This window comes from Bacillus sp. V3B, from assembly GCF_024494465.1.
GTDB lineage: Bacteria > Bacillota > Bacilli > Bacillales > Cytobacillaceae > Bacillus_BD.
In genome coordinates, this window is sequence record NZ_JAETXM010000014.1 from 71,376 (window position 1) to 94,528 (window position 23,153).

Here is a 23,153-nt window from a genome sequence, read left to right on the forward strand (position 1 = left end):
CGCCTTTTCTATGTTTAGTGAAAAGGTCTGGAAAATAAGATCAATGAATATGACGATAAACCCCAATGACTTTTCCTAAAATAGTAACGGCTTTTAGAATAATAGGCTCTAATGTAGAGTTTTCAGGTTGTAGACGAAAAAAATCGGCTTCTTTAAAGAAGCGTTTGACTGTCGCTTCATGGTCCTCTGTCATTGCGACAACAATATCAGCGTTATTAGCTGTATTTTGCTGTCTAACAATCACGTAATCTCCGTCAAGAATTCCCGCTTCAATCATGCTTTCTCCCATCACTTCGAGCATAAATAATTGTTCGTCAGCTGGTGCAAGACGTTCAGGTAGTGGGAAAAACTCTTCTACATTTTCAATAGCTGTAATCGGAAGTCCTGCCGTAACCTTTCCAACAACGGGAACATTAATGACTTTATTCTTTGGAATATGAGAATTCTGATCAAGATCCAAAATCTCAATAGCCCTTGGTTTAGTAGGATCTCTTCTAATGAGACCTTTGCTCTCAAGGCGAGCTAAATGACCATGAACAGTTGAACTGGATGCAAGACCGACTGCTTGACCAATTTCTCTAACGGAAGGTGGGTATCCCTTTTGTCTTACCTCATTTTTAATAAAGTCGAGTATGTCTTGTTGTCGTTTTGATATTTTTGTCATTGTAATCACCCCTTATCATTTTATTATTATTCATATTATAGCACGAAATATGAAATTTCACAAACGTAAGTTCGAAAAACCCCTTGACTTAAAACAAACGTTCGCACTATAATGAAAACAAGATATAGAACGTATATTCTAAAATGAGGTGTTGAAGTTGAAGAAATTGTGGAAGAATTACTCGTATGCTATTATTCTAGTTGTTTTAACAATGATTGCGTTATGGCTTATAAAGATTAATGTAGCATCTTCTCCAGAACATTATATGACAATAACGGTGATGGATGGTGATTCCTTATGGGGAATTTCACAGAAGTATGAAAGCCAACACGGACTTACAGAAAAAGAGTTTGTCGAGTGGGTAGAACAGTATAACGGTATCTATGGTGACAATATTTTTTCCGGCGATAACTTAGTCATTCCCATTAAATATCAGCCAGTAGATAGGACGGATTACCATGATTTGGCAAGTCAGTAACAGAAATGATAGGTGATAAGATTTGAATGCTATTATTTATTGTAGAGTAAGCACAAATAAAGCTACTCAAGAGACATCGTTACATAGACAAGAAGAAGAATTATTAGATTTAGCCGAAAGAAACGGATTTGAAGTGAAGAAGGTCATTAAAGAGCAGGCGAGTGGTTATGATTTAGATCGTAATGGAATGTTAGAGCTGTTAGCATTAATACGAGAAAAGGAAGTTTTAGCTGTGTTCATTCAAGATGAAACGAGATTAGGAAGAGGAAATGCAAAGATTGCCTTACTTCACTGCATCATGAAAGAAGGAGTCAAGCTCTATAGTATTTCAAACAATGGAGAATTACAGTTGTCTGAATCGGATTCAATGGTGTTACAAATTGTGGGGATCGTTGAAGAATATCAAAGAAAGTTACATAATGTAAAAATTAAACGTGGGATGAAACGAGCGATTAATAATGGGTATAAACCGCAGAGAAACTTGAAAAATCAAGGGAATAATGCTGGGCGGGATCGGATAGAGGTCCCTATTGAAGAAATCATTCGATTACGGAAAAATGGGCTTCCTTTTTCTGAAATTACAGCAACCTTAAAAGGTTTTGGCTATTCTATTTCAAAGGCAACGGTTCATCGAAGATACCAAGAATACATGGATAAAATGGATGATAGTACAAAATAATTGCAAAAATGATTTGCATTTTGTAACATGTCTTGTATTCTATATTATAGAAAAAGTAAAGTTCGTATGGAAGGTGGGTAACATGCTTTCAAAAGATAAACTAGCCAGAATCAATGAATTAGCCAAAAAAGCAAAAACAACAGGTTTGACAGAACTAGAAGCAAAGGAACAGTCGAAACTTCGAGGTGAATATTTACAAACATTTCGTTCATCGATGTTAAATACGCTAAAGTCTGTTAGTGTGATTGATCCAGAAGGTAATGATGTAACGCCTGAAAAACTCAAGAAATTACAACGTAACCGTGATGATCGTTTACATTAATGTAGAAGAGCAAACTTTGTCCGTGTATCAGACTTGATCACTTCAAAGTTTTGCTCTTTTTTCTTACATTGTTTTGTACAATCAGACCAATAATAAGATCGTTAGATACGATAGATTACGCATATTTTCAAAATGAAGTCGAAAATAGGGTAATTTATGTGTTTTTTAATATAATTTGTTGAATAAAATGCCTACTCCCTATAATATTAAAAGCGTAGGAAAGAATGAATAGAGATATTGAACTTATCCCAATTCAATTTAAACAGGAAAGGATGTTTTATCAATGTTTGATCAAATCGATTCTTTAGCGATTGCTTCTATTCGGACATTATCAATTGATGCAATCGAGAAAGCGAATTCCGGTCATCCGGGTATGCCAATGGGAGCTGCTCCAATGGCGTACACGTTATGGAGCCGATATATGAATCATAATCCAAAAAATCCAAATTGGTTTAACCGCGATCGTTTTGTACTATCTGCTGGTCATGGCTCCATGTTACTCTATAGCCTACTTCATCTTTCGGGTTACGACTTGAGCATGAATGACCTCAAAGAGTTTCGCCAGTGGGGAAGCAAGACGCCAGGACATCCTGAATATGGACATACAGCAGGTGTAGATGCAACAACGGGTCCGCTTGGACAAGGGATTGCTATGGGCGTCGGAATGGCAATGGCTGAACGACATCTAGCTGAAGTATATAATAAAGAAAATTATCAAGTTGTGGATCATTTTACATACAGTATTTGCGGTGATGGAGATTTAATGGAAGGGGTTTCTGCTGAGGCTGCTTCATTAGCTGGTCATTTAAAACTAGGTAGACTTGTTGTTCTTTATGATTCGAATGACATTTCACTTGATGGTGATTTAAATCAGTCTTTCTCTGAAAGTGTGGCAGATCGTTTCAAATCATATGGATGGCAATATTTACGTGTAGAAGATGGGAATGATTTAACAGAAATCTCTAAAGCGATTGAAGAAGCAAAGCAAGATGAGTCAAGACCAACTTTAATCGAAGTTCGTACCGTGATTGGCTATGGTTCACCAAATAAATCAGGAAAATCAGCTTCTCATGGAGCACCGCTTGGAGCGGATGAAATCAAATTAACAAAAGAAGCATACCAATGGACTTTTGAAGAGGATTTCCATATTCCACAAGAGGTTTATGACCACTTTAAGGCTCAGATTACTGAAAGTGGTGAGAAAAAAGAAAAAGAATGGACAGAACTTTTTACACAATATAAAAATGAATTTCCTGAATTAGGAAATCAACTAGAACAAGCAATTCATAATGAATTACCTGAAGGTTGGAGTAAGGATCTTCCTGTTTATGAAGAAGGAAAAAGTCTTGCAAGTCGTGCTTCATCTGGAGAAACATTAAATGCAATTGCAAAAAATCTACCTTCTCTATTTGGTGGTTCTGCTGACCTTGCCGGTTCAAATAAAACGTTACTTAAAGGTGAAACTGACTTTTTACCAGGTTCTTATGATGGACGAAATATCTGGTTCGGTGTACGTGAATTTGCAATGGGTGCTGCCCTAAATGGGATGACTCTTCACGGTGGAGTAAAAGTATTTGGGGGAACTTTCTTTGTTTTCTCTGATTATTTACGCCCTGCTATCCGTTTAGCTGCTCTAATGGGGCTTCCTGTCACATACGTATTCACACATGATAGTATTGCGGTAGGAGAAGATGGGCCTACACATGAACCAGTTGAACAGTTAGCTGCTTTACGTGCGATGCCAAATCTGTCTATTATTCGTCCAGCAGATGGCAATGAAACGGCAGCGGCTTGGAGACTTGCCATTGAGTCAACAAATCAGCCAACAGCATTGATATTAACAAGACAAAACTTACCAACATTAAAAGGTACTGTTAATGGTGCTGCTTATGATGGAGTTTCAAAAGGTGCTTATGTGGTATCACCTGCAACCAAAGAAACTGCAGATGTATTATTACTTGCTTCTGGATCAGAAGTTAATCTTGCTGTTAGTGCACAACAAGTATTAGAAAGTGAAGGCATCTACGCGTCTGTTGTCAGCATGCCATCGTGGGATCGTTTCGAGACTCAATCGAAAGAGTATAAAGAAACGGTTATTCCTAAAACAGTTAAGAAGAGATTGGCTATTGAAATGGGTTCACCTTTAGGCTGGCACCGATATGCTGGAGATGAAGGAGATGTCCTTGCAATTGATCAGTTTGGGGCTTCTGCACCAGCTGAACAAATCCTTAAAGAGTATGGTTTTACAGTAGAAAATGTAGTAGCACGTGTAAAAGGACTACTACAAAACTAATAATTAAGTAGCCGTTTGTTTACTTTAACAAATGATTAAATACAAAAGAGGAGGATTGTTTATTTTTTAAACATCCTCCTCTTTTACCATTCAGGCGAGAAAATTTCTTCTTTACTGTGTTGGCAATCATATTGTAACCCTGTATAGGAAGGTAGCTTCTAAAAGCACTACATAGGAAGACACTATTCCATCAAGCACTTTTACCTCCCGCGATTTGTTCTTTTTTATTATAATGTCGATCTAGAAATGCACCATAAAGGGAAGCTAACGATTGTTGAAAAAGCATTCCGACAACGACTGGGATAATGACTGCAGGAGGAAAGAAAGAAATAGCGATAACCGTTCCAGCGCTAATATTTCTCATTCCACCGGTAAATGTGATAGCGATTGTTGTATCCTGATCGAACTTTAACCATTTTGCCAATAAAAAGGCAAACATATAGCCAGTAAAGGAGATAAAAAAGACGACGAAAATAATAAAAAGTAATTTGATGTTAAGCTCTATTAAATAAGGTGCCACAACGGCTCCGTTTAACATGACAATACATCCAAGGAAAACCTTTGAAATGGGAGATAGCCTTGGTTTCCAAACATCTTTTATTCTTCCTCTTGTTACCCCATTTAAAAGCATTCCTACTATTGATGGTAGGACAATCATAAACAAAAGGCTGACCATCATACTTGAAGCATCTAGTTCTATTTTTTCACCCACGAGTAAGGATAAAGTAAATGGGACAATAAAGGGTGATAATATGGAATCAATTAAAATAATAGCAAGTGTCAGAGCTGTACTTCCCTTTTTCATTGCCACCCAAATAAAACTTGTTATACCTGTCGGAATGACCATTCCAAGAACAATCCCCGTAATCGTTAATGTATCTCCGTTAAAGGTGATATGCCCGACTGCCAATGCCCAAAGTGGCATAACGATATGTAGGAATATTAAAGTCATAAAGACGGGAAATGGATGAGTAATCGCACCTTTTATGGATTTAAAGTTCATACTTAAGCTTCCTTCAAACGTCATAAAGGCAAAAAGCCATGGTACTAAAAATGAAAAATCCTTGATATAGGCCGAGAAAATAACGCCAAAGATCACACTAGCTGGTGTAATAAAAGGCATCATTTTTTCTAGCTTTCTATTGATTTGTTGTAACATAGATAATCTCTCCTTTTTAGTCTCATTACTCATTATAAATCTAAATTAAATATTGTATAGATAAAATTTAAATAATGAAAAAGTGATGAATTCGACAAAAGTAGGTTAATTTTTTGACACAAACGGACAGTCTCTTTGTGCTTGATTCTATATAATAGAAGAAAAGTTTATTTTCAGAGGAGGATTACTGTGAGAACATATCAGCTTTATTTAATAGATGATGAGTTTGCCTCCCATTACTTTGGAAAAGAACGGATGTTTTATAAGCTTTTTAAAGAATCTGAAGAGGCGATTGGTGAGTATAAACATATCCTAAAGAAGCAGATTAATTTTATTACAAAACCGATTCAAGGCTTAAAAATACATCGTTATGTGAGTCAAAACTTACAAAAAAATAAGAGTTTTTATATAAAAAACGGAACATACTATTTAGAAATAAGAAAACGTGGCTGTGCTGAATTGGAAATCAAGGAGCGTTATTTAATCTTAAAATCTAGTGGACATTATGAAGCAGAAACGATATTTTTTGAGGTATTGCGTAAATTAGAGTCATCATTTTTGGCTATTGACCTTGATCATCAGCGTTGTGGATGGCTAAAACCAATTAAAGAAAGAAAATTTGTTTAGAAGATAAGGAAATCATAAATAGAATATTGTATAATAATCTTTGGTTTAGTACACTGTATGGTAGACAACATGAAGGAGGAAGTTTTTATGGGTATGTACATTCTAGTTGGTGCATTGGCATTACTTGCTGGTGTGGCACTAGGATTTTTCATCGCTCGGAAGTATATGATGAGCTATTTAAAGAAAAATCCACCAATTAATGAGCAAATGTTAAAAATGATGATGATGCAGATGGGGATGAAACCTTCGCAAAAGAAAATCAATCAAATGATGTCAGCCATGAATAAACAACAAGGGAAATAATAGTAGACAAGCACTCAATTGATGAGTGCTTTCTTTATGAAGTCATGTCTCAGAAAAGAAGAAATAAAATTAAAATTTGGAATCAGACTTGATTCAACACGCTTCACGATTGTTTTTTGAATCACTGAAATCTGATCATCGTGTGTTTTTTTAAATAGAGAGTATAACGGATAAATTCGGAGGAAGAAATGAAAGTATTCTTGGATCTGTTGTGGTTTTTCAAACAAGAAAAGAAGTCTTATCTATCAGGGATTGCTTTGTTAGTGATTGTTGCACTACTAGAACTCTTGCCGCCAAAGGCCATTGGGCTGATAGTTGATGATGTCGCTAATAACACTTTAACCCGCGAAAGTCTTATTCAATGGATGACCCTATTAATTGTAGCCGCACTCGTTCAGTATATCTTTCGCTATTATTGGCGGATCTTAATCTTTGGTTCCGCTGTCAAATTGGTCAAACAATTACGCAATACACTGTATCAACATTTTACAAATATGCCTCAGTCTTTTTATCAAAAGCAAAGAGTTGGAGACTTAATGGCACATGCGACAAATGATTTACAAGCGATTCAGCAAACAGCTGGTTTAGGTATTTTGACTCTGGTCGATTCTATCACGACAGGCGGAGCGGTCATGATTGTGATGGCGACAACCATCAGTTGGAAGTTAACCTTAATTAGTTTGATTCCCATACCCTTCATGGCGATCATGACAAGCTGGTATGGAAGGCTTTTACATAAACGATTTCATTTAGCACAGGAAGCATTCTCAGCACTGAATGATAAAACACAAGAAAGTATCATGGGTATCAAAGTGATTAAAACATTCGGACAAGAAAAAGAAGATGTTCAAGATTTTCAAAAAAAATCTGCATATGTCGTTGAAAAAAATGTAGCAGTTGCCCGAATTGATGCTTTATATGATCCAACGATTTCTATTATCGTGGGTCTTTCCTTTTTCTTAGCGCTTTCTTTTGGTGCCAAATTTGTATTAGACGGAATGTTAACCATTGGACAGCTTGTATCCTTTACTGCTTATCTTGGTTTATTAATTTGGCCAATGCTAGCATTTGGTTGGCTTTTCAACATAGTAGAACGAGGAAGAGCCTCAAATGATCGCGTGAATGCTTTATTAGCACAATCAATCGAGATTGTGGATAAGCCTGATGCAATCAGTAGAGTACCAAGTGGAAATATAATGTATAATCTGAAGGGATTTACTTACCCAAACGAGAAAATACCAGTGTTGAAAAATATTCACTTTGAGTTGAAAAGAGGGGAAACACTAGGAGTCGTTGGGAAAACGGGTGCTGGTAAAACGACTCTGTTAAAATTATTAACTCGTGAATTTGAAGGATTTGAAGGAGTAATAAAATTTGGTGATGAACCACTCAATCATTATAAGCTCGAAGCCTTACGCAAGGCGATTGGTTATGTCCCGCAAGAACATTTCTTGTTTTCGGCTTCAGTATCAGATAATATTGCATTCGCAAAACCAACCGCCAGTAAAGAAGAGATTCGTAATGCAGCTCAATTAGCCTATATCGATCAAGATATCCTCCAGTTTTCAAAAGGTTATCAGACGGTTGTTGGTGAGAAAGGCGTAGCTCTTTCTGGGGGGCAAAAGCAGCGGATTTCAATTGCTCGGGCATTGATGATGGACCCAGAAGTCTTAATATTAGATGATTCTCTATCTGCCGTTGATGCGAAAACAGAAGAAGCTATTCTGTCGTCGTTACGGGAGAGCCGTGATGGTAAAACAACGATCATTACGGCTCATCGGTTGAGTTCGATTCAACATGCTGATTTAATTCTAGTATTAGAAGCTGGAGAAATAACGCAAATGGGTACGCATCAAGAGCTCATGAATCAGGATGGCTGGTATAAGGAAATGTATCTTCGTCAACAGCTGGAAGAGCTTGTTGAGAAGGGTGGAATTATTCATGAATAATACATCTCAATACAATAGTAAAAAGCAGCGTAACGTACTATTTCGATTGCTTTCCTATACGAAACCTCATCTAAAAACGATACTTTTCGCCTTTTTACTTCTGATGATTGCAACGGTTGCTGATATTTTAGGACCTATCCTCGTGAAAATATTTATTGATGAGTATTTAACGCCGAAATATCTTCCGTATGGTCCGGTATGGACATTAGGGGCAACCTATTTAGGTATCCAGATCATCAATGTAATGGTTTCGTATGTTCAATTATTTAAATTTCAGGAAATTGCACTAAAGATTATTCAGCAAATTCGCTTGGATGTTTATGCAAAGGTTCAGACGTTAGGCTTAAAATACTTTGATAAAACGCCAGCAGGAAGTATGGTTTCTAGGGTGACGAATGATACGGAAGCGATTAAAGAAATGTTTGTGACGGTTATTGCCACTTTTATTCAAAACGGCTTTTTCTTAATCGGTATTTTTATCGCTATGTTTACCTTAAATGTCCAACTTGCTTTATTTTGTTTCGTTTTGATTCCACTCATCTTATTCATCATGTGGACTTATCAGAAATATAGCTCGCGTTACTATCAAGATATGCGAGAAAGATTAGGAGAACTAAATGCGAAATTAAGTGAATCTTTGCAAGGAATATCGATGATTCAAGTGTTTCGGCAGGAGAAGCGCCTGAGAGAAGAGTTTGCAAGTATAAATGAAAAACATTATGAGGCAGGCATGAAAAATATTAAGGTAGAGGGGTTGCTGTTACGTCCTGCTGTTGATTTGCTCTATGTATTTGCGCTAGTCCTTGTTTTAAGCTTTTTTGGGATCAATTCCTTTAATAGCCCAATCGAGATCGGTGTGCTCTATGTGTTTATTAATTATTTAGATCGTTTTTTTGAACCGGTTAATGCTATGATGATGCGCTTATCTATGTATCAGCAGGCCATTGTTGCAGCAGATCGAGTATTTACTTTGCTTGATGAAACGGAACTAGCTCCACAGCAGCAGGCGGAAAATAATCAAATCCAAGATGGAAAGATTGAGTTTCGTGATGTTTGTTTTTCATACGATGGGGATAGAGATGTATTAAAGCATATTTCATTTACAGCAAAACCAGGAGAAACCGTTGCTTTGGTTGGCCATACGGGAAGTGGAAAGAGTTCCATTATTAATATTTTGATGCGCTTCTATGAAATTGAGCGAGGCGAAGTATGGATTGATGGAAAATCAATCAAATATTATTCAATTGAAGAATTACGGGGTAAGATGGGGCTTGTTCTTCAAGATCCTTTCTTATTTTTTGGAACGATTAAAGATAATATTCGGTTGTATCAACAGAATATGAGTGATAAGAAAATAAAGAAGGCGGCTGAATTCGTTCAAGCCCATCATTTTATCGAAAAGTTAGCGGATGGTTATGACCATCAAGTGGTTGAAAGAGGTTCAACCCTTTCAAGCGGTCAGCGACAGCTAATCGCTTTTGCTAGAACAATTGCCATGAATCCGAAAATTCTCGTTTTGGATGAAGCGACAGCAAATATTGATACAGAAACAGAAGAAGAAATTCAGGGTGCGTTAGAGAAAATGAGAAAAGGTCGTACAACGATTGCGATTGCCCATCGTCTTTCAACGATACAAGATGCCAATTTGATTCTTGTCATGCACCAAGGAGAAATTGTTGAACGTGGTACACATCAACAGTTACTTGCGGAAAAAGGTTTGTATTATAAAATGTTCCTATTACAAAATGGTGCGGTTGATAAACTTGAAGAAGTGATGGTAGAAGGAGATGATGTTTTAAACTAGTCAAATTGTATAGGTTTGATGGTATTCTATTATTGTCACAAAATATTCACAATCTAAAAATTAACTTTTTCTGTTAACTTTTGGTAGAATGAATGGAGTATTCATGAAAAGGGGGAGAGTAAGATGTCTGATTTAAATCTGTTTATTGCATTAGGAGCAGGTTTCTTAAGTTTCATTTCACCGTGCTGTCTACCTCTTTATCCTGCTTTTCTTTCTTATGTAACGGGGATGTCAGTAGGTGAGCTTAAAAGCGACAATGGAATGCTTCAAAAACGAAGCTTGTTACATACAGTTTTTTTCTTGATTGGTTTCTCCATTATTTTCATCGCCATTGGTTTTGGAACTTCTTTTCTTGGCCAGTTTTTTATCAATTATCAAGATCTAATTCGTCAAATCGGTGCTATTTTTATCGTGTTTTTTGCTCTAGTAATTGTAGGTTTCATAAAACCAGAATTCATGATGAAAGAACGCCGGTTTGATATTAAGAATCGCCCAGCAGGATTTCTAGGTTCTATTTTAATTGGGATGGCATTTGCGGCAGGGTGGACACCTTGTACAGGTCCAATTCTCATGTCTGTTATCATGCTTGCTGGTTCAAATCCTGAGTCAGGTATGTTATATATGGTTGCTTACTCGTTAGGATTTTCAATTCCATTTTTAATTCTTTCTTTTTTCGTTGGGAAAATGAGTTGGATTCGGAAACATAATATTAAGATTATGAAAATTGGTGGCTATTTAATGATTGTCATCGGTATTTTCCTATTTTTCGATTGGATGACGACTATTATCTCACTTTTATCGGCACTTTTTGGTGGGTTTACAGGATTTTAAATGAATAATGATTAAAAATCACTTCAATGCTAGAATTACTTTTTTATTTTAATAAAGGTAGAAAAAAGTCAAGAATTGTACAAATATATTATTTAATCAATTTTTTTATTTCGTAGTTTTTATAAGGAGGAATTACCGTGGCTAGAATATTAATTGTTGATGATGCAAAATTTATGAGGATGACTTTATCCAATATTCTTAATAAAGTAGGACATGAAGTGATAGGGGAAGGCGAAAATGGGAAAGAGGCCATTCGTTTGTATCGCGAACTACAGCCAGATTTGGTTACGTTGGATATTACAATGCCCGAGATGAGCGGTTTAGAAGCGGTGAGAGAAATAAAAAAAGAATTTCCAAGTGCTAAAGTGATTATGTGCTCAGCAATGGGGCAACAAAAAATGGTAGTTGAAGCGATTGAAGCAGGAGCAAAAGATTTTATCGTTAAGCCTTTCGATGAAGCGCGCGTAGTCGATGCGATTAATCGAATTTTTAATTAACCCTATTTAGGCTGACTCATAAGGTGTTAAATGCCTTATGAGTCAGTTATTTTTTTGTCTGAAATATGGTTTTAGAAGAACATTGCTCACATTCACCTTATCATTCCTGTTATACTACTTAAACTAGAGTCTGTATGGCTCATGAGTAGACTGTTGGATTCAGGATGTACTTTTATAAAAATACTCCACAATCATTTCACCGTTTATCTTGTTTGAGATATAATAGGAATGCATTTAATAGAATAAAAAGGAATGAAACTCTATGGATATAGTGGTTGTTAGCTCAATTGGAGCAGTTCTCATGGCTATATTTGCTATGTTTGTTCGGATGAAAGCAGCAAAAAAACCTGCTTCTGCCAAAAAAATCTTATTACCACCGGTCTTTATGAGTACTGGTGCATTCATGTATATATTTCCAGAATTCCGCTTAACTCCTGTGGAAATCTTAGAATCAATTGTTGTTGGAATGTTATTTTCGATTCTTCTCATAAAGACTTCGAAATTTGAAATTAAAGATCAGGATGTTTATTTAAAACGTTCAAGAGCATTTATGTTTATTTTACTGGGCTTGTTTGTGATTCGGATGGTTGCAAAGTTGATTTTGAGTTCAACGATTGATTTTGGCGAACTTAGCGGAATGTTCTTTTTGTTAGCGTTCAGCATGATTGTGCCATGGCGCATTGCGATGTACAGGGACTTTCAGAAGGTCTCACAAGAACTGAAATGAAAGGATCAATGAAAACAACCCCACGCCATAATACCTGATAATGAAATATAAAAGGACATCTGATCTATTGATAGTAATTCAGTTTCGAAGTGCAAAAATGGATTTTGTACTCTTAATTGAAATTTGTTTAATGTTCAAGGGTAAATGGCAATTTTGTCGTATTATGCAAGTGAAGAGTTATTCAATTAAAGAGGTAGGGAGATAAATATAAGATGAAAAGAAAAATTTTTACGGTTATTGGATTGGTTGCCGCAGCACTAGGCGTGTATTTGTTTGCGGTAAGCGGCGAAAGTAATGAACCGAAAGAAAGCGAAACTCAAAATATTAAGGAATTAGTACACGATTACAGTGTAGGTAACATAAAAAACGAGTCTGCTTCCATCACATCGCAGCAACTAATCGTGACTGACAGTGGTGAAAGTCAGTTAACCTATGATTTGCCTGAAGATGAATTTTTTGTTTCTATCGCGCCATATGTCGAGAAAACACACCCTTGCGCTGTTCACAGTTTGACTGGCTGCCGTGGTGAAATGGTGGGAGAAGAGTTTAGTGTATACATTGAAGATACAGAAGGTAACTTGATACTGGACCAAACATTGAAATCTCAATCTAACGGATTTATTGATTTGTGGGTACCCCGTGACAAAGCGTATCGCGTAACAATTGCGCACGATGGAAAAACAGTAGAGTCAGAGTTTTCTACGTTTGAAAGTGATAACACTTGCATTACAACCATGCAGTTGACAGAAAACAAAAACGCTTAATCAGATGTTTATTGGGGCGTTTGTGGAATAAAAAAGGGCTGTCCCATAAGGTGTCAGACACCTTATGGGACAGCCCTTTTTTGCGGTCTATTTCACATTTGTTTTTACACTTAAACTTGTTCAAATAAATGTTCATACGGAGACACTTCAATCTGTTTCTCTTCGAGTTTCTTTCGAAGAAATTTATGATCTCTTTTTGGAGTTGCCAAGATATAACCTCTAATCACTAAATCGGGGTCGATTTTCTCTGCATTTTCACTCAGAGCAAGTTCACCGATTTTTCCAGCGATCTTATGTTTTGCTACATCCCGAAATAGTTCTGGAACCGGTGATACTAAGTCTGCAAGTAACTCTTTTTCTTCTTGATGCCAAAGGTGTATTGTGTTATTGACATAATGTTCTTCCCAGTCCATGTCAGACTTTCCGTCTTCTTTCGGCATCTTTTTCAAAAACTTCCGAAACATAAAGAAGCCACCGATGGCAAAAGAACCGATCAAAACAACAACCCAAAACAATATAAACCAAAGAAACCATCCGTCTAGCATTCTATTCACCTACAAAGTTAAAATCATTTATATGTATTATTCTATATTATATAATTTTTCTTATTTTCAGACAAGGAGGAAGTAAAAACAATTTATTTGAGAAAATGATAGAAGACGGTGAATTGATAGATATTAATGAATAATTCGATAGTAGACAAATAATTGTAAGATTTTCGACGTTGTTTTACATTCCTTTTTCTAGTATACTAAATACATATCTCCAATGGGGCTGAATGGGGTACTGGTGTCCTCCACGGTCTTCAAAACCGCTTGTGACCTGCGTGCCAGGTTAGCTGGGTTCGATTCCCAGACGGTCCCGCCAATCCTTGAAACTATTACATATCTAACCGCACAGTGATTTTTTCACTCGTGCGGTTTTTTGGTTTATTTTCGGTAGACCGAGGTAGACCGTTGGTGACCGTTCCGTAAGACCGCACGCAGCCACGTCGGATTCACAGATTTTAGACCGATGAAAGGGAGCGAATTTAAGTTATGATAGAAAAGCAAAAGAAAGTAAGGAAATACAATGTAGGAAAGTCATCTAGCAAAACAATGCGGTCTGCAAGCCTTGATACTATCTCAGGTTTGTATGAACGATTTTGCAATTACAAGCAGACTGAAGGAGTGTCACAACGCACACTGAAAGACTATCAGTCCCATTTTCATTATTTAATGAAGTTTCTAGATGATGAAGATATTAGCAGAAAAGAAATGACCAGAGATGTATTCAGAGAATATATATCATGGATGTTATATGAACAAGGTTTATCCCCAGTAACAGTAAATGTCCGACTTAGAACTTTGAGAGCGTTCCTTCGATTTTGCTTCAAAGAGGGTTACATTGAACATCCTATTCATGAGGATTTAAAGATTTTGAGAACGCCGCAGGATTTGATTGAATCATTTACTGTAGAAGAAATAAGACAGTTGTTGTCAGTTATTGACAAAGAAAGTTATACAGGTTTCCGTGATGCACTAATTATTCAATTTCTATTAGATACGATGGTTCGTGTTTCCGAATTGGTTGCAATAAGAAGGGAAAATGTGAATCTAGATGATGGATTTGTGAAACTCGAAGCAACTGAAACAAAAACAAGACGTGCAAGACTAGTTCCATTATCGGCACGAACCATAGTAATATTAAAAGAATACTTGAAGGAAACAAAAGAATTTGAAAGCGAATATTTATTTCTAACTTATGAAGGAAGCCCGCTCTCAGCGGACACGGTTCGCTGGACATTACGTCAAATAGGACAGGCTACTAATATAACAAAAAAGAGAGTATCACCGCATACATTTCGCCATACGGGAGCATTGCTCTACATTATGAATGGTGGAGACCCGTTCTCTTTACAGAAAATTCTTGGTCACTCCGATATGTCAATGACTCGAAAATATATACAAATGACAGATATTGATGTAAAAGCACAACATGATATGTTTTCACCCTTGAATAGTATATTCTAAGATTGTATTAAAGGGTTAACAGGTTTAGGGGATGGGGAAACTCATCTCTTTTGTGTATAACGGGGGCTATTTTCCACATTTTATGTCTTCTATATTATGAGAAGGGTGGGTAGTACCTGTATCTACACGATAAAGTTTTTTTAATGAGTCCGATACGATGTGGATACTTTTACATTAACGTAGGAGCAGTCACATGGCTGTTTTTTTCTTTTTTATCAAAAGAGTCGAAGGTAATTTACTACTCTATTTGTTTATGCTCTGAATTGAAGAGATATACTCCTTGCCAATTTAATATTTCCCTTTCCTTCAAGTATTTATCTAGTATAGAGTCGATATTATCAAACTCCCAATATGGGATAACAAGTACTCTTATATTATTACTTAAACAGTAATTTCTTTTAATACCATCTGTTAATTGTGCTCTCTCTAGTTTGCCTCTTCCACCCCAACCTTTTACAGCTTTATAGTGGTGAATGCCGTGGAATTCAATCAAAGTTAGAATACTTTCATCTTCATTGAATACAGCATAGTCAAATGGCAATACTCTTTTGTGCCTACAGTCTTTAAAGCCTTTAAATTCTTTAATAAATCTAAATGAGTTTTTAGTTAACCATTCCATAATAGCACGCTCACCTTTAGAGTCACTGCAATACACACATCGTTTCTTATGGTGATAGAAATTGTTAGGAGTCATATCTATTTCTTGTTCGCAAACAGTATGAAATAGTTTTATATTATTGTTTGCTCCATCCCAATCGCCAAGTACAATGTATTCATCTTTGACTTGTTCATATACTCTAGCTTTAAATTCTTCTGTTGTTAAAGATAGTTTATCAGCCATCCTTTTATATCTACATTCTTTGTTGCTACATCTATCTCCACGATGTATAAAGTTCTTTGGAGTAACCTCGAATGGCTTTCCGCATTCTTTATGAATCATAGTAATATTAGTATTGGTATTAATATACTCACTAACTACTTGATACTCGTCACCAACAAGGTCGAATACCTCTTTCTTGAATTGCTCTAGAGTTCTCTTCTTATAACCAAAGCAGTGAGGACATCTTTGACCACTTTTAAAATTATCGGGTCTCATTGTAAATGGTTGTCCACATAATTGATGAAACATTTCAATTTCAACTTTAGCTTTGACATATTCTCCAAGAACTTCGTATTCATCTCCTGTTGATTCAAATACTTCTTGTTTAAACTGTTCTGTTGTTTTAGCTTTTCCCATAGTTAGAGTTACCTTTCGCAAAAGAATTAGTTAATTTTTTAATATCATCATTAATTTACAATTTTATAAGAATTTAATCGCCTAAGCAAAAGTTCCAATATTTTGACAGGTTTGTATATTACTAAGTTACTGTGTTACTAATTAATTAGTCCATGTATATTTATTAGGTGTCTACTGGTATTAATATTTAGGGTTAGCTTATAAAGATAATATTCATCACAAAACGTTTTACTAAAGCAATTTGACTGAGGATGCTTATTCTCTTTAATATAAATAAAGTATATTCAACATATTGTTCTTTGTTTTGAAAAAGGTAGGTAGTACATTAATCCACACAATACGGTGTAAAAAATTCCGATACGAGACGGATAATATTAACAAACCAATATTGTTAATTATTACAAGTGAATCTCATAAATCATACTCAATCCATTGATGCTGTGGGGTTGGAAGCAATTTAGTGTGTTGTTTCAACACTAGAGGTTGAGTGTGATAGAATAAAGGACATTCGCTTCGCTCACTGCTACCGCCTCCCTATGGTCGTTGGTGGGACGCTCCCTTCGGTCACTTCGCCGCCTAAAGGTGTCGACCCTATCAATCTCAAACTTTAAAAAGAAAAATTAAATGCCTTAAAACACTTGTAATATCCAGGTTGTTAAGGGTTAAAAAAATCGTGCAACTTTTGACATAATATTAATATATAACCCTAATTATATTACGACAAAAGATGCACGATTTTAACCAATCTAAATCATTAGCAAAAAAACTAACTAAACTATGAAAGGGGAGAATTAAATGTGGTGCATCTGATGCACCACCTCTATTGAAAAGGAAGATGTATAGTGGAAAAAGTATTTACATTAGCAGAGTTGGTTGAGGAATATGGAACAACTGTTCAAAAGGAATCATTCAAGAAGAATGGGAATCTAAATAAACGTTCATTTGATTCAATAATCAAATCAGTTGAGCAAGACTGGGAGTCCCACATAGTTGAAGGAAGAGGCTCAAAACGGAAAATCACATGCAGTGGAAGACATGAAGTTAAAGCAATGAACAAAGATGGTCGTGTAAGAAGCGGTCGTGAACAAGTTGAACATAGAATCCCGATGGATATAATTGTAGCGACTCACTTGGAATACGATATGACGGAAAAAGCCAGTATGAGTTTAGGTAAATGGGCAGTTGAATTTGGACTAATCACTAAGCTTGAATATGACCTATTATGTTCTAGACACAGCAGTGAGATACGTCAGAAGCATATTGGTATGACTATTGAAAGTGGCATTATTGAAGAAGACCAAACGAAGCTATTAGATGAATTTACACAGCACTGCCTTGAGATATATGGGCAATTGGCTAAAACCTTAGAGCATATGAAGAAATGCGGTATCATCTTATTCTATGAGAACTGGATGGGATATGGTAAAGATGGAAAGGTCAGTATCAATCCCGAAATAATGAAGCAAATTCAAAAAACTAGACGTGGCTTGATGAAAAAGCATGATGTTGTTGAATTCAATCTAATTGCACATTATAATGCTAAAAAAGTTAAAAACTTCAAGCGTGAATGGAAACAGGCATTAGCTGAAGTTAAGGACCAAAATGGTAATATCATGGGAATCGAGTTGTACTGGAAGGAATACGCTATAATATTGAAAGCTACAAGCAAAGCTGTTCAAAGATACTTGAAGACGTATTGCGTTGAAGCATTAGAAGCATATATGAATGATAGTGACCTTTTTACAAGAGAAAGTGAAACGGATTATGTGCTAAAGCGTAAAGCTAATATCATGAAGAAGGCTGAGAAACGCCACAAGCAGAAACTTAAGGAATACAAGCAGAAGATTGAGTTTGCCACTGCAGAAGATGAAGAAATAATTAGACACTTCTACACACAGCAGGAACTTGAGGATATCATTGCAGGATATGACCTAGGCGTTAAGAGGTTGCACCTGCAGAAGCTGTATTGTATATGGAGCGGATGGGACAGCTATTCGATTTGTATAACCTAAAAGCCTATAGCAATTAATAATACTTTGAAGGAGTCTCTTAATTGAGGCTCTTTTTTTGTATGTTGGAGCGGATGATTGGACGTAGTCGGATTCAAGGCATCGATATACAAACTAATAAAACCCGTCTTTTAATAAGCTATTTCGATTGTGAAGGAATATACTTAAACTCCCTCAGATAGATTCGGTTTACTCGTAAATGCTCGCTTATTCGCAGGATTTCAAACCACTTCTAAGAACAATGACGGATAAATGGAATGAGTATTGATAATAAAGGCTACATGAAGGCATGCGGGAATAGAGGAGTCAATATAAACTCCATTTACTTCCATATACTGCACGCATTCTCCACGCCGCCCCTGGAGGCTTTCCCTCCCATGTCTCAACGGGTCTTTTGCCCTCTCATTCCTTCGTCATGCCTATCCAAGGGGTGGAGGCCGGTTTTGCTATAGGAATGGGTCTGTGCCCTTGTGTTTAAGTATCCCAGTACTCCGTGCTTTCTTTGAGATCCTACGAATAAGCCAACATTCAATAAAGTAACTTTTGCTGTTTCATATGTTCAGTTATAAGGTAATTAACTTATGCTGCTAAAGGTGCCAAAGGGTGTACTTTTTCTGCACTATAGGGTTCATTACGTCGGGCAATTCCTACTATCATTCTTGCAAACTTACCAATCAGCTTCATGATAGATTTCATTTTCTTCATCTTTTTCACTTTGACATTGTGGGCATGAATTTCTCTGAACTCAGGATTGTTCATCACAAGACACATGGTTGCTAGGTATAAGAATCGCCGTAGACAAGACCTTCCTCTCTTAGAAATGACAATTTGTCCTTTCCATTTACCAGAGCTGGCCTCAACTAGATGTAAACCTGCATGTCGTAATAGAGAATTGCCATGAGCGAATTTACTTAGATCACCTGTTTCACCTAAAATTCCACCTAACATTACGTTTGTTAATCCTTTAATACTAAGTAGTTTATCGGTAAAAGTAATACTTTCAAGAGCTCCAGATACTTCTGTGTCTACTATTTCCAATTGGGTTGTGGCAAGGTCGAATTCTTCAAGTAATTGTTTTAGGTGTAATTTATATGCATCAGGTGCTTTATCATTACCAACAGAATTCTTAGCTAATTTACTGAGTGCTTCGGCTTTTTTTATACCAGGTTGACGCTTCATCACCGTTCTCCACCCTTTAACGATATCCGTAGCTTCCATCGAACGTAATTCTTTCGGTGTAGGGAATAAACGGAGAGTAGCGATTGCCCCTTTACATGTAACGTCTTTGAAAACTTGTCTAAGTTCAGGAAAAATAATATCAATCCAACGATGGATTTGGTTCTTAGCGCTGACCAATCGTTTAACTATGGCATCTCGGTTAGACATCAATACCCTTAGTTTTTCGAAAGCCTCTGTAGTTGGACGAATAAAGGAATAGTATCCATTCTTCACCATATCAGCGATAACTAGAGCATCTTTTTTGTCACTTTTGGACTGGGTATTATCTCTGTTTTCTTTGTTCTTTTTAACAAGATGGGGATTAACGGTTACCACATCAATATTTCGATCGTAAAGCCATTGGGACAGGTTTAACCAATAATGCCCTGTAGGTTCCATGCCAACGATTTCAGTATCAAGACCTTTCGAGTTTTTTAACTTGTTAATTCAATCTAGTAACCTCGCAAAACCATCTTCGTTATTTTCAAAAGACAGGGGATCACCGACCACAATACCACGATAATTTACAGCTCGTGCCACATGTGTTTGTTGAGCAATGTCTACACCAACAACGAGATGTTTATCGGAAATTCTTTCAATTAGTTGATTTTGTTTGTCTTGCATTTTAAACTTCATATAAGGGCTTCCTCCTTAGGATTTGAGTTATAGAGTGGTGTCTATACTCTTATCTTACTGAGGGGCTCTATTTTTTTTCAAAGTTGAAATTAACGCACTACAGGAATGCTAACTAAGCAGGATAGCGGAAGAAGGATGTCCGAAAATGAGTTGTTACTATGTGGTAATAGAGGGATACTGCGAAGGTGATGATTTGGCAAGTCAATGTATTAACACAGGAGAAATGATGAAAAAAAGCGCCCTAGGGCGCTCTATTAGGAGAATATCAAAAAGTGTGTTGGAGGGTTTCCTAATTAGTACATTCCACCTACAAATGCTGTTCCAACAATAATTAATAAAATGAATAGAACAACAATTAACGCAAAATTGTTATCTTTTTTAACATAATCAGACATAAGTTTCACCTCCAATCTTAGAGGATTACTATACTTTATGTTTTAGATAACAGAAAGGGTTGGACGAACTTATTGAGAGAAACATACATTTTGTATTTATAGAATTTCAATGAAAGCATTTCGAGGACTTACTTGCTATGGTTGAAGGGATAATGTGCAGTAGTCCAATTCCCGTAAAAAGCACAATTTTTATCATTTATATGTAACATATGCTATATGCGCTGACTTATTGATCAATAAAAGACCAAGCAGATAAGGTAAACCAAATTCTTAGAGTGTCGTTAAAATTGTATATATAACATTCAGAAGGGGATGCTGCCCCTTCTGAATGTCTACCAAATTTAGTACCTTAGCCCTTTCTGAAAAAAACAATGATGTAGCTACGTTGTTATACCATTAATGTTTTTTAATTACTGTTAAAATTATAAAAGTGATTTGATACTTAAAAAAAGAACAACGAGGCTAACAGTACTAAAGAAACAATAGCGAAAAATGGGAAGAATATTCCCCCAGATCCTGTACTAAGATAGACACCCTGTGGCGTAACATATTTTAGAGTACCCCGATAACATTTGCCATAACAATCCCTAATTTCCACAGGCCTACCTACATATCTACAAGCTGTGTGGTAGTGTGATTGTCCCATAATTTTCCGTCCTCCTTTCTAATGTGACTATATTAATATATGAAATAGAAAAAAAAGTGTAGAGGACAAAGCTCTAAGGGTAATGCGGAATTTTAAATTTATGTAACTGTACGGTCAATAAAAGACGGTATTTAACAGTTTTTCTATTGGAGAATCCAGTCAACATGAATTAGAAATGAATCTTTCATGAATTAGAAATGAATCTTTTCTAACTAAAATTGTCAGTACTATTTTTTAATGCGATTTATGTTTTACGTAATAGTTTAGTGACTTGTATTGCATAGTACTATCATTATATGAAATGGAAAAGAAGGGTCTTGTTGAACTAATGGGTGCGCGCGACAAGTTCTGTTATAAGCGTATTTTGCGTGAAAAAACAGGAGGTTTTCACTTGAAAATCTCAACCTTACAACGGAGGATGGGAATGACGGAACCATGTTTCTTGAAACCATCCCGTCAATACTCCTGCATGCGTCGTGAGAGGACAAATCACGAGGTGTGAAGCACAGGTGGATTCGGCAGAACGAAGGCTGGAGCCAATCCGAAACGGAAAAGGTATGCCAACGGATATGCCGCGCGGCTGAAAAACTAAATATGGTGAGAATCGTTCCAATCTAAAGGGACTGACAAACTTCCGAAAGTACGGGTCTAAAGTTACGAACATAGAGGAAACCTATGTCCCATCCCACGATGGGGTGAGTGATGTTGAGTAAAATTGCACCCTCTGAAAAACATTATATCGAACAATGGCGGTATCAAGCTCACAGGCTTACAGGAAGCACCTACGTTTAGAATGGATAGCTATGTTGTAAGGGACTTGGAAAGCAAGAATCGTTGATTCAAGGGTTGTCCCCCGAAACGATTGTTATAAGGTTATACCGAAATACATTTATTTTTGCGAGGGTAGGGGTACGACTGAGGAACCTTCTGTAATGGGAGTGGAGGAACAGCCCCAAGTCTAGCGAAATGAACGATTATTTTCCTAACGTGAATGGCAACGATCGGGTAGGAATGTGGGAACATCACTCTTTAAGGAGGGATGCCACAGTGTCAACGTTAAGATACTGGGATTATTACAACATGACGGAGACATTTACGGATTTACACGAAAAAGCTAGAAATAAAACCTCTTTCAATCATCTATATGATGTCATCACTTCGAGAGAAAACATTTTACTAGCTTACCGAACAATCAAATCTAATAAAGGTTCCAACACACCTGGAACGGATGGTAAAACGATCAAAGATTTGAAAGAGCTTACGGAAACGGAATTAGTTAAAGAAATACAAACTAAACTAAAAAACTATCAACCTAAGAAAGTCAGAAGAAAGTGGATTGAAAAAGAAAATGGCAAAATGAGACCACTTGGCATTCCATGTATTCTAGACCGAATTATCCAACAATGTTTTAAACAAGTTATTGAACCAATTGCGGAAGCAAATTCTTTAAGCACAGTTATGGTTTCAGACCGTTCAGGTCTGCACACCATGCAATGGCACGAGTACAATTCCTAATAAATAAATCACAACTTCATTATGTTGTTGATATCGATATCAAAGGATTTTTTGATAATGTGAACCACACTTTCCTTATCAAACAGCTATGGAATATAGGAATTCACGATAAAAAAGTGTTAACGTGCATATCCAAAATGTTAAAAGCTGAGATTGATAAAGAAGGAGTACCACAAAAAGGCGTACCACAAGGTAGTATATTATCGACAATTCTTTCAAATATCGTCTTAAATGATTTAGATCAGTGGGTCGCCAGACAATGGGAATTCTTCCCTCTCACAAAACCATATAAAACGAAAGAAGGAGAAAGATACGCCAAGAAACGCACAAAACTTAAAGAAGGCTACCTCGTCCGCTACGCGGACGACTGTGTGCCACGAAAGCGGAC

At 36.4% G+C, this 23,153-nt stretch carries 19 protein-coding genes, 1 tRNA gene and 2 pseudogenes; 16 read left to right on the top strand and 6 right to left on the bottom strand.

Annotation, left to right across the window (positions count from 1 at the left end):
• Positions 1–40: 40 nt before the first annotated feature.
• On the bottom strand, positions 41–664 hold the full coding sequence (gene lexA / locus JMM81_RS15400) for a transcriptional repressor LexA (protein WP_256242448.1): 624 nt from the start codon (positions 662–664) through the stop codon (positions 41–43).
• A gap of 157 nt (positions 665–821) precedes the next feature.
• Between lexA and yneA the strand changes: the two genes are divergently transcribed.
• The 4 genes from yneA (at position 822) to tkt (ending at position 4,436) form a co-directional block, all read left to right on the top strand.
• Positions 822–1,142: a cell division suppressor protein YneA gene (gene yneA, locus JMM81_RS15405; protein ID WP_256242449.1), complete on the top strand. Its 321-nt coding sequence runs from the start codon at positions 822–824 to the stop codon at positions 1,140–1,142.
• 22 nt (positions 1,143–1,164) lie between these two features.
• Positions 1,165–1,821 carry a YneB family resolvase-like protein gene (locus tag JMM81_RS15410; RefSeq protein WP_256242450.1) on the top strand — a complete coding sequence of 219 codons (657 nt, stop codon included), beginning with the start codon at positions 1,165–1,167 and terminating at the stop codon, positions 1,819–1,821.
• Between the two features lie 82 nt (positions 1,822–1,903).
• Positions 1,904–2,143: a DUF896 domain-containing protein gene (locus JMM81_RS15415; protein ID WP_256242451.1), complete on the top strand. Its 240-nt coding sequence runs from the start codon at positions 1,904–1,906 to the stop codon at positions 2,141–2,143.
• Positions 2,144–2,426: 283 nt separating this feature from the next.
• Positions 2,427–4,436, top strand: coding sequence for a transketolase (gene tkt / locus JMM81_RS15420; RefSeq protein ID WP_256242452.1), 2,010 nt, complete (start codon positions 2,427–2,429; stop codon positions 4,434–4,436).
• Between the two features lie 190 nt (positions 4,437–4,626).
• Here tkt and JMM81_RS15425 read toward each other — a convergent pair whose 3' ends face one another.
• Positions 4,627–5,595: a bile acid:sodium symporter family protein gene (locus tag JMM81_RS15425; protein WP_256242453.1), complete on the bottom strand. Its 969-nt coding sequence runs from the start codon at positions 5,593–5,595 to the stop codon at positions 4,627–4,629.
• Positions 5,596–5,784: 189 nt separating this feature from the next.
• Between JMM81_RS15425 and sirA the strand changes: the two genes are divergently transcribed.
• The 8 genes from sirA to JMM81_RS15465 all read left to right on the top strand — a co-directional run bounded on the left by sirA (position 5,785) and on the right by JMM81_RS15465 (position 13,097).
• Positions 5,785–6,222, top strand: a complete 438-nt coding sequence (gene sirA, locus JMM81_RS15430; protein ID WP_256242454.1) for a sporulation inhibitor of replication protein SirA — start codon at positions 5,785–5,787, stop codon at positions 6,220–6,222.
• Positions 6,223–6,309: 87 nt separating this feature from the next.
• Positions 6,310–6,525, top strand: a complete 216-nt coding sequence (locus tag JMM81_RS15435) for a YneF family protein (RefSeq protein WP_375162396.1) — start codon at positions 6,310–6,312, stop codon at positions 6,523–6,525.
• Positions 6,526–6,713: 188 nt separating this feature from the next.
• Positions 6,714–8,474 carry an ABC transporter transmembrane domain-containing protein gene (locus JMM81_RS15440; protein WP_256242456.1) on the top strand — a complete coding sequence of 587 codons (1,761 nt, stop codon included), beginning with the start codon at positions 6,714–6,716 and terminating at the stop codon, positions 8,472–8,474.
• Positions 8,467–10,278 (top strand): ABC transporter ATP-binding protein, encoded by a 1,812-nt coding sequence (locus JMM81_RS15445; RefSeq protein ID WP_256242457.1) that lies wholly within the window; start codon positions 8,467–8,469, stop codon positions 10,276–10,278. The genes JMM81_RS15440 and JMM81_RS15445 overlap by 8 nt, the downstream gene beginning before the upstream one ends.
• A 123-nt stretch (positions 10,279–10,401) precedes the next feature.
• Positions 10,402–11,109: a cytochrome c biogenesis CcdA family protein gene (locus JMM81_RS15450; RefSeq protein ID WP_256242458.1), complete on the top strand. Its 708-nt coding sequence runs from the start codon at positions 10,402–10,404 to the stop codon at positions 11,107–11,109.
• A gap of 137 nt (positions 11,110–11,246) precedes the next feature.
• A complete protein-coding gene (locus JMM81_RS15455; RefSeq protein ID WP_256242459.1) occupies positions 11,247–11,606 on the top strand; it encodes a response regulator in 360 nt (119 codons plus the stop codon).
• Positions 11,607–11,868: 262 nt separating this feature from the next.
• Positions 11,869–12,333, top strand: coding sequence for a CcdC family protein (locus JMM81_RS15460; RefSeq protein WP_256242460.1), 465 nt, complete (start codon positions 11,869–11,871; stop codon positions 12,331–12,333).
• Between the two features lie 212 nt (positions 12,334–12,545).
• Positions 12,546–13,097 carry a CueP family metal-binding protein gene (locus JMM81_RS15465; RefSeq protein WP_256242461.1) on the top strand — a complete coding sequence of 184 codons (552 nt, stop codon included), beginning with the start codon at positions 12,546–12,548 and terminating at the stop codon, positions 13,095–13,097.
• A gap of 110 nt (positions 13,098–13,207) precedes the next feature.
• On the opposite strand, the gene JMM81_RS15470 is transcribed toward JMM81_RS15465, so the two are convergent.
• The gene (locus JMM81_RS15470; protein WP_256242462.1) at positions 13,208–13,642 is read right to left on the bottom strand and encodes a DUF2621 domain-containing protein; all 435 of its coding nucleotides are present in this window, start codon (positions 13,640–13,642) and stop codon (positions 13,208–13,210) included.
• Positions 13,643–13,867: 225 nt separating this feature from the next.
• On the opposite strand from JMM81_RS15470, the gene JMM81_RS15475 reads away from it, so the two are divergent.
• Positions 13,868–13,964: transfer RNA gene (locus JMM81_RS15475), tRNA-Sec, on the top strand.
• Positions 13,965–14,134: 170 nt separating this feature from the next.
• Positions 14,135–15,109 (top strand): tyrosine-type recombinase/integrase, encoded by a 975-nt coding sequence (locus JMM81_RS15480; RefSeq protein WP_256242463.1) that lies wholly within the window; start codon positions 14,135–14,137, stop codon positions 15,107–15,109.
• A 238-nt stretch (positions 15,110–15,347) separates the two neighbouring features.
• On the opposite strand, the gene JMM81_RS15485 is transcribed toward JMM81_RS15480, so the two are convergent.
• Complete coding sequence (locus JMM81_RS15485) at positions 15,348–16,346, bottom strand: DUF2726 domain-containing protein (protein WP_256242464.1); 999 nt, start codon at positions 16,344–16,346, stop codon at positions 15,348–15,350.
• A gap of 842 nt (positions 16,347–17,188) precedes the next feature.
• Here JMM81_RS15485 and JMM81_RS15490 point away from each other — a divergent pair.
• Positions 17,189–18,358 (top strand): hypothetical protein, encoded by a 1,170-nt coding sequence (locus tag JMM81_RS15490; RefSeq protein WP_256242465.1) that lies wholly within the window; start codon positions 17,189–17,191, stop codon positions 18,356–18,358.
• 576 nt (positions 18,359–18,934) lie between these two features.
• Here JMM81_RS15490 and JMM81_RS15495 read toward each other — a convergent pair.
• A pseudogene (locus JMM81_RS15495) lies at positions 18,935–20,209 on the bottom strand (IS110 family RNA-guided transposase).
• Positions 20,210–20,502: 293 nt separating this feature from the next.
• Complete coding sequence (locus tag JMM81_RS15500) at positions 20,503–20,604, bottom strand: YjcZ family sporulation protein (protein WP_227940000.1); 102 nt, start codon at positions 20,602–20,604, stop codon at positions 20,503–20,505.
• Between the two features lie 1,693 nt (positions 20,605–22,297).
• On the opposite strand from JMM81_RS15500, the pseudogene JMM81_RS15505 reads away from it, so the two are divergent.
• Positions 22,298–23,153, top strand: a pseudogene (locus JMM81_RS15505) (reverse transcriptase domain-containing protein); the annotation flags it as partial.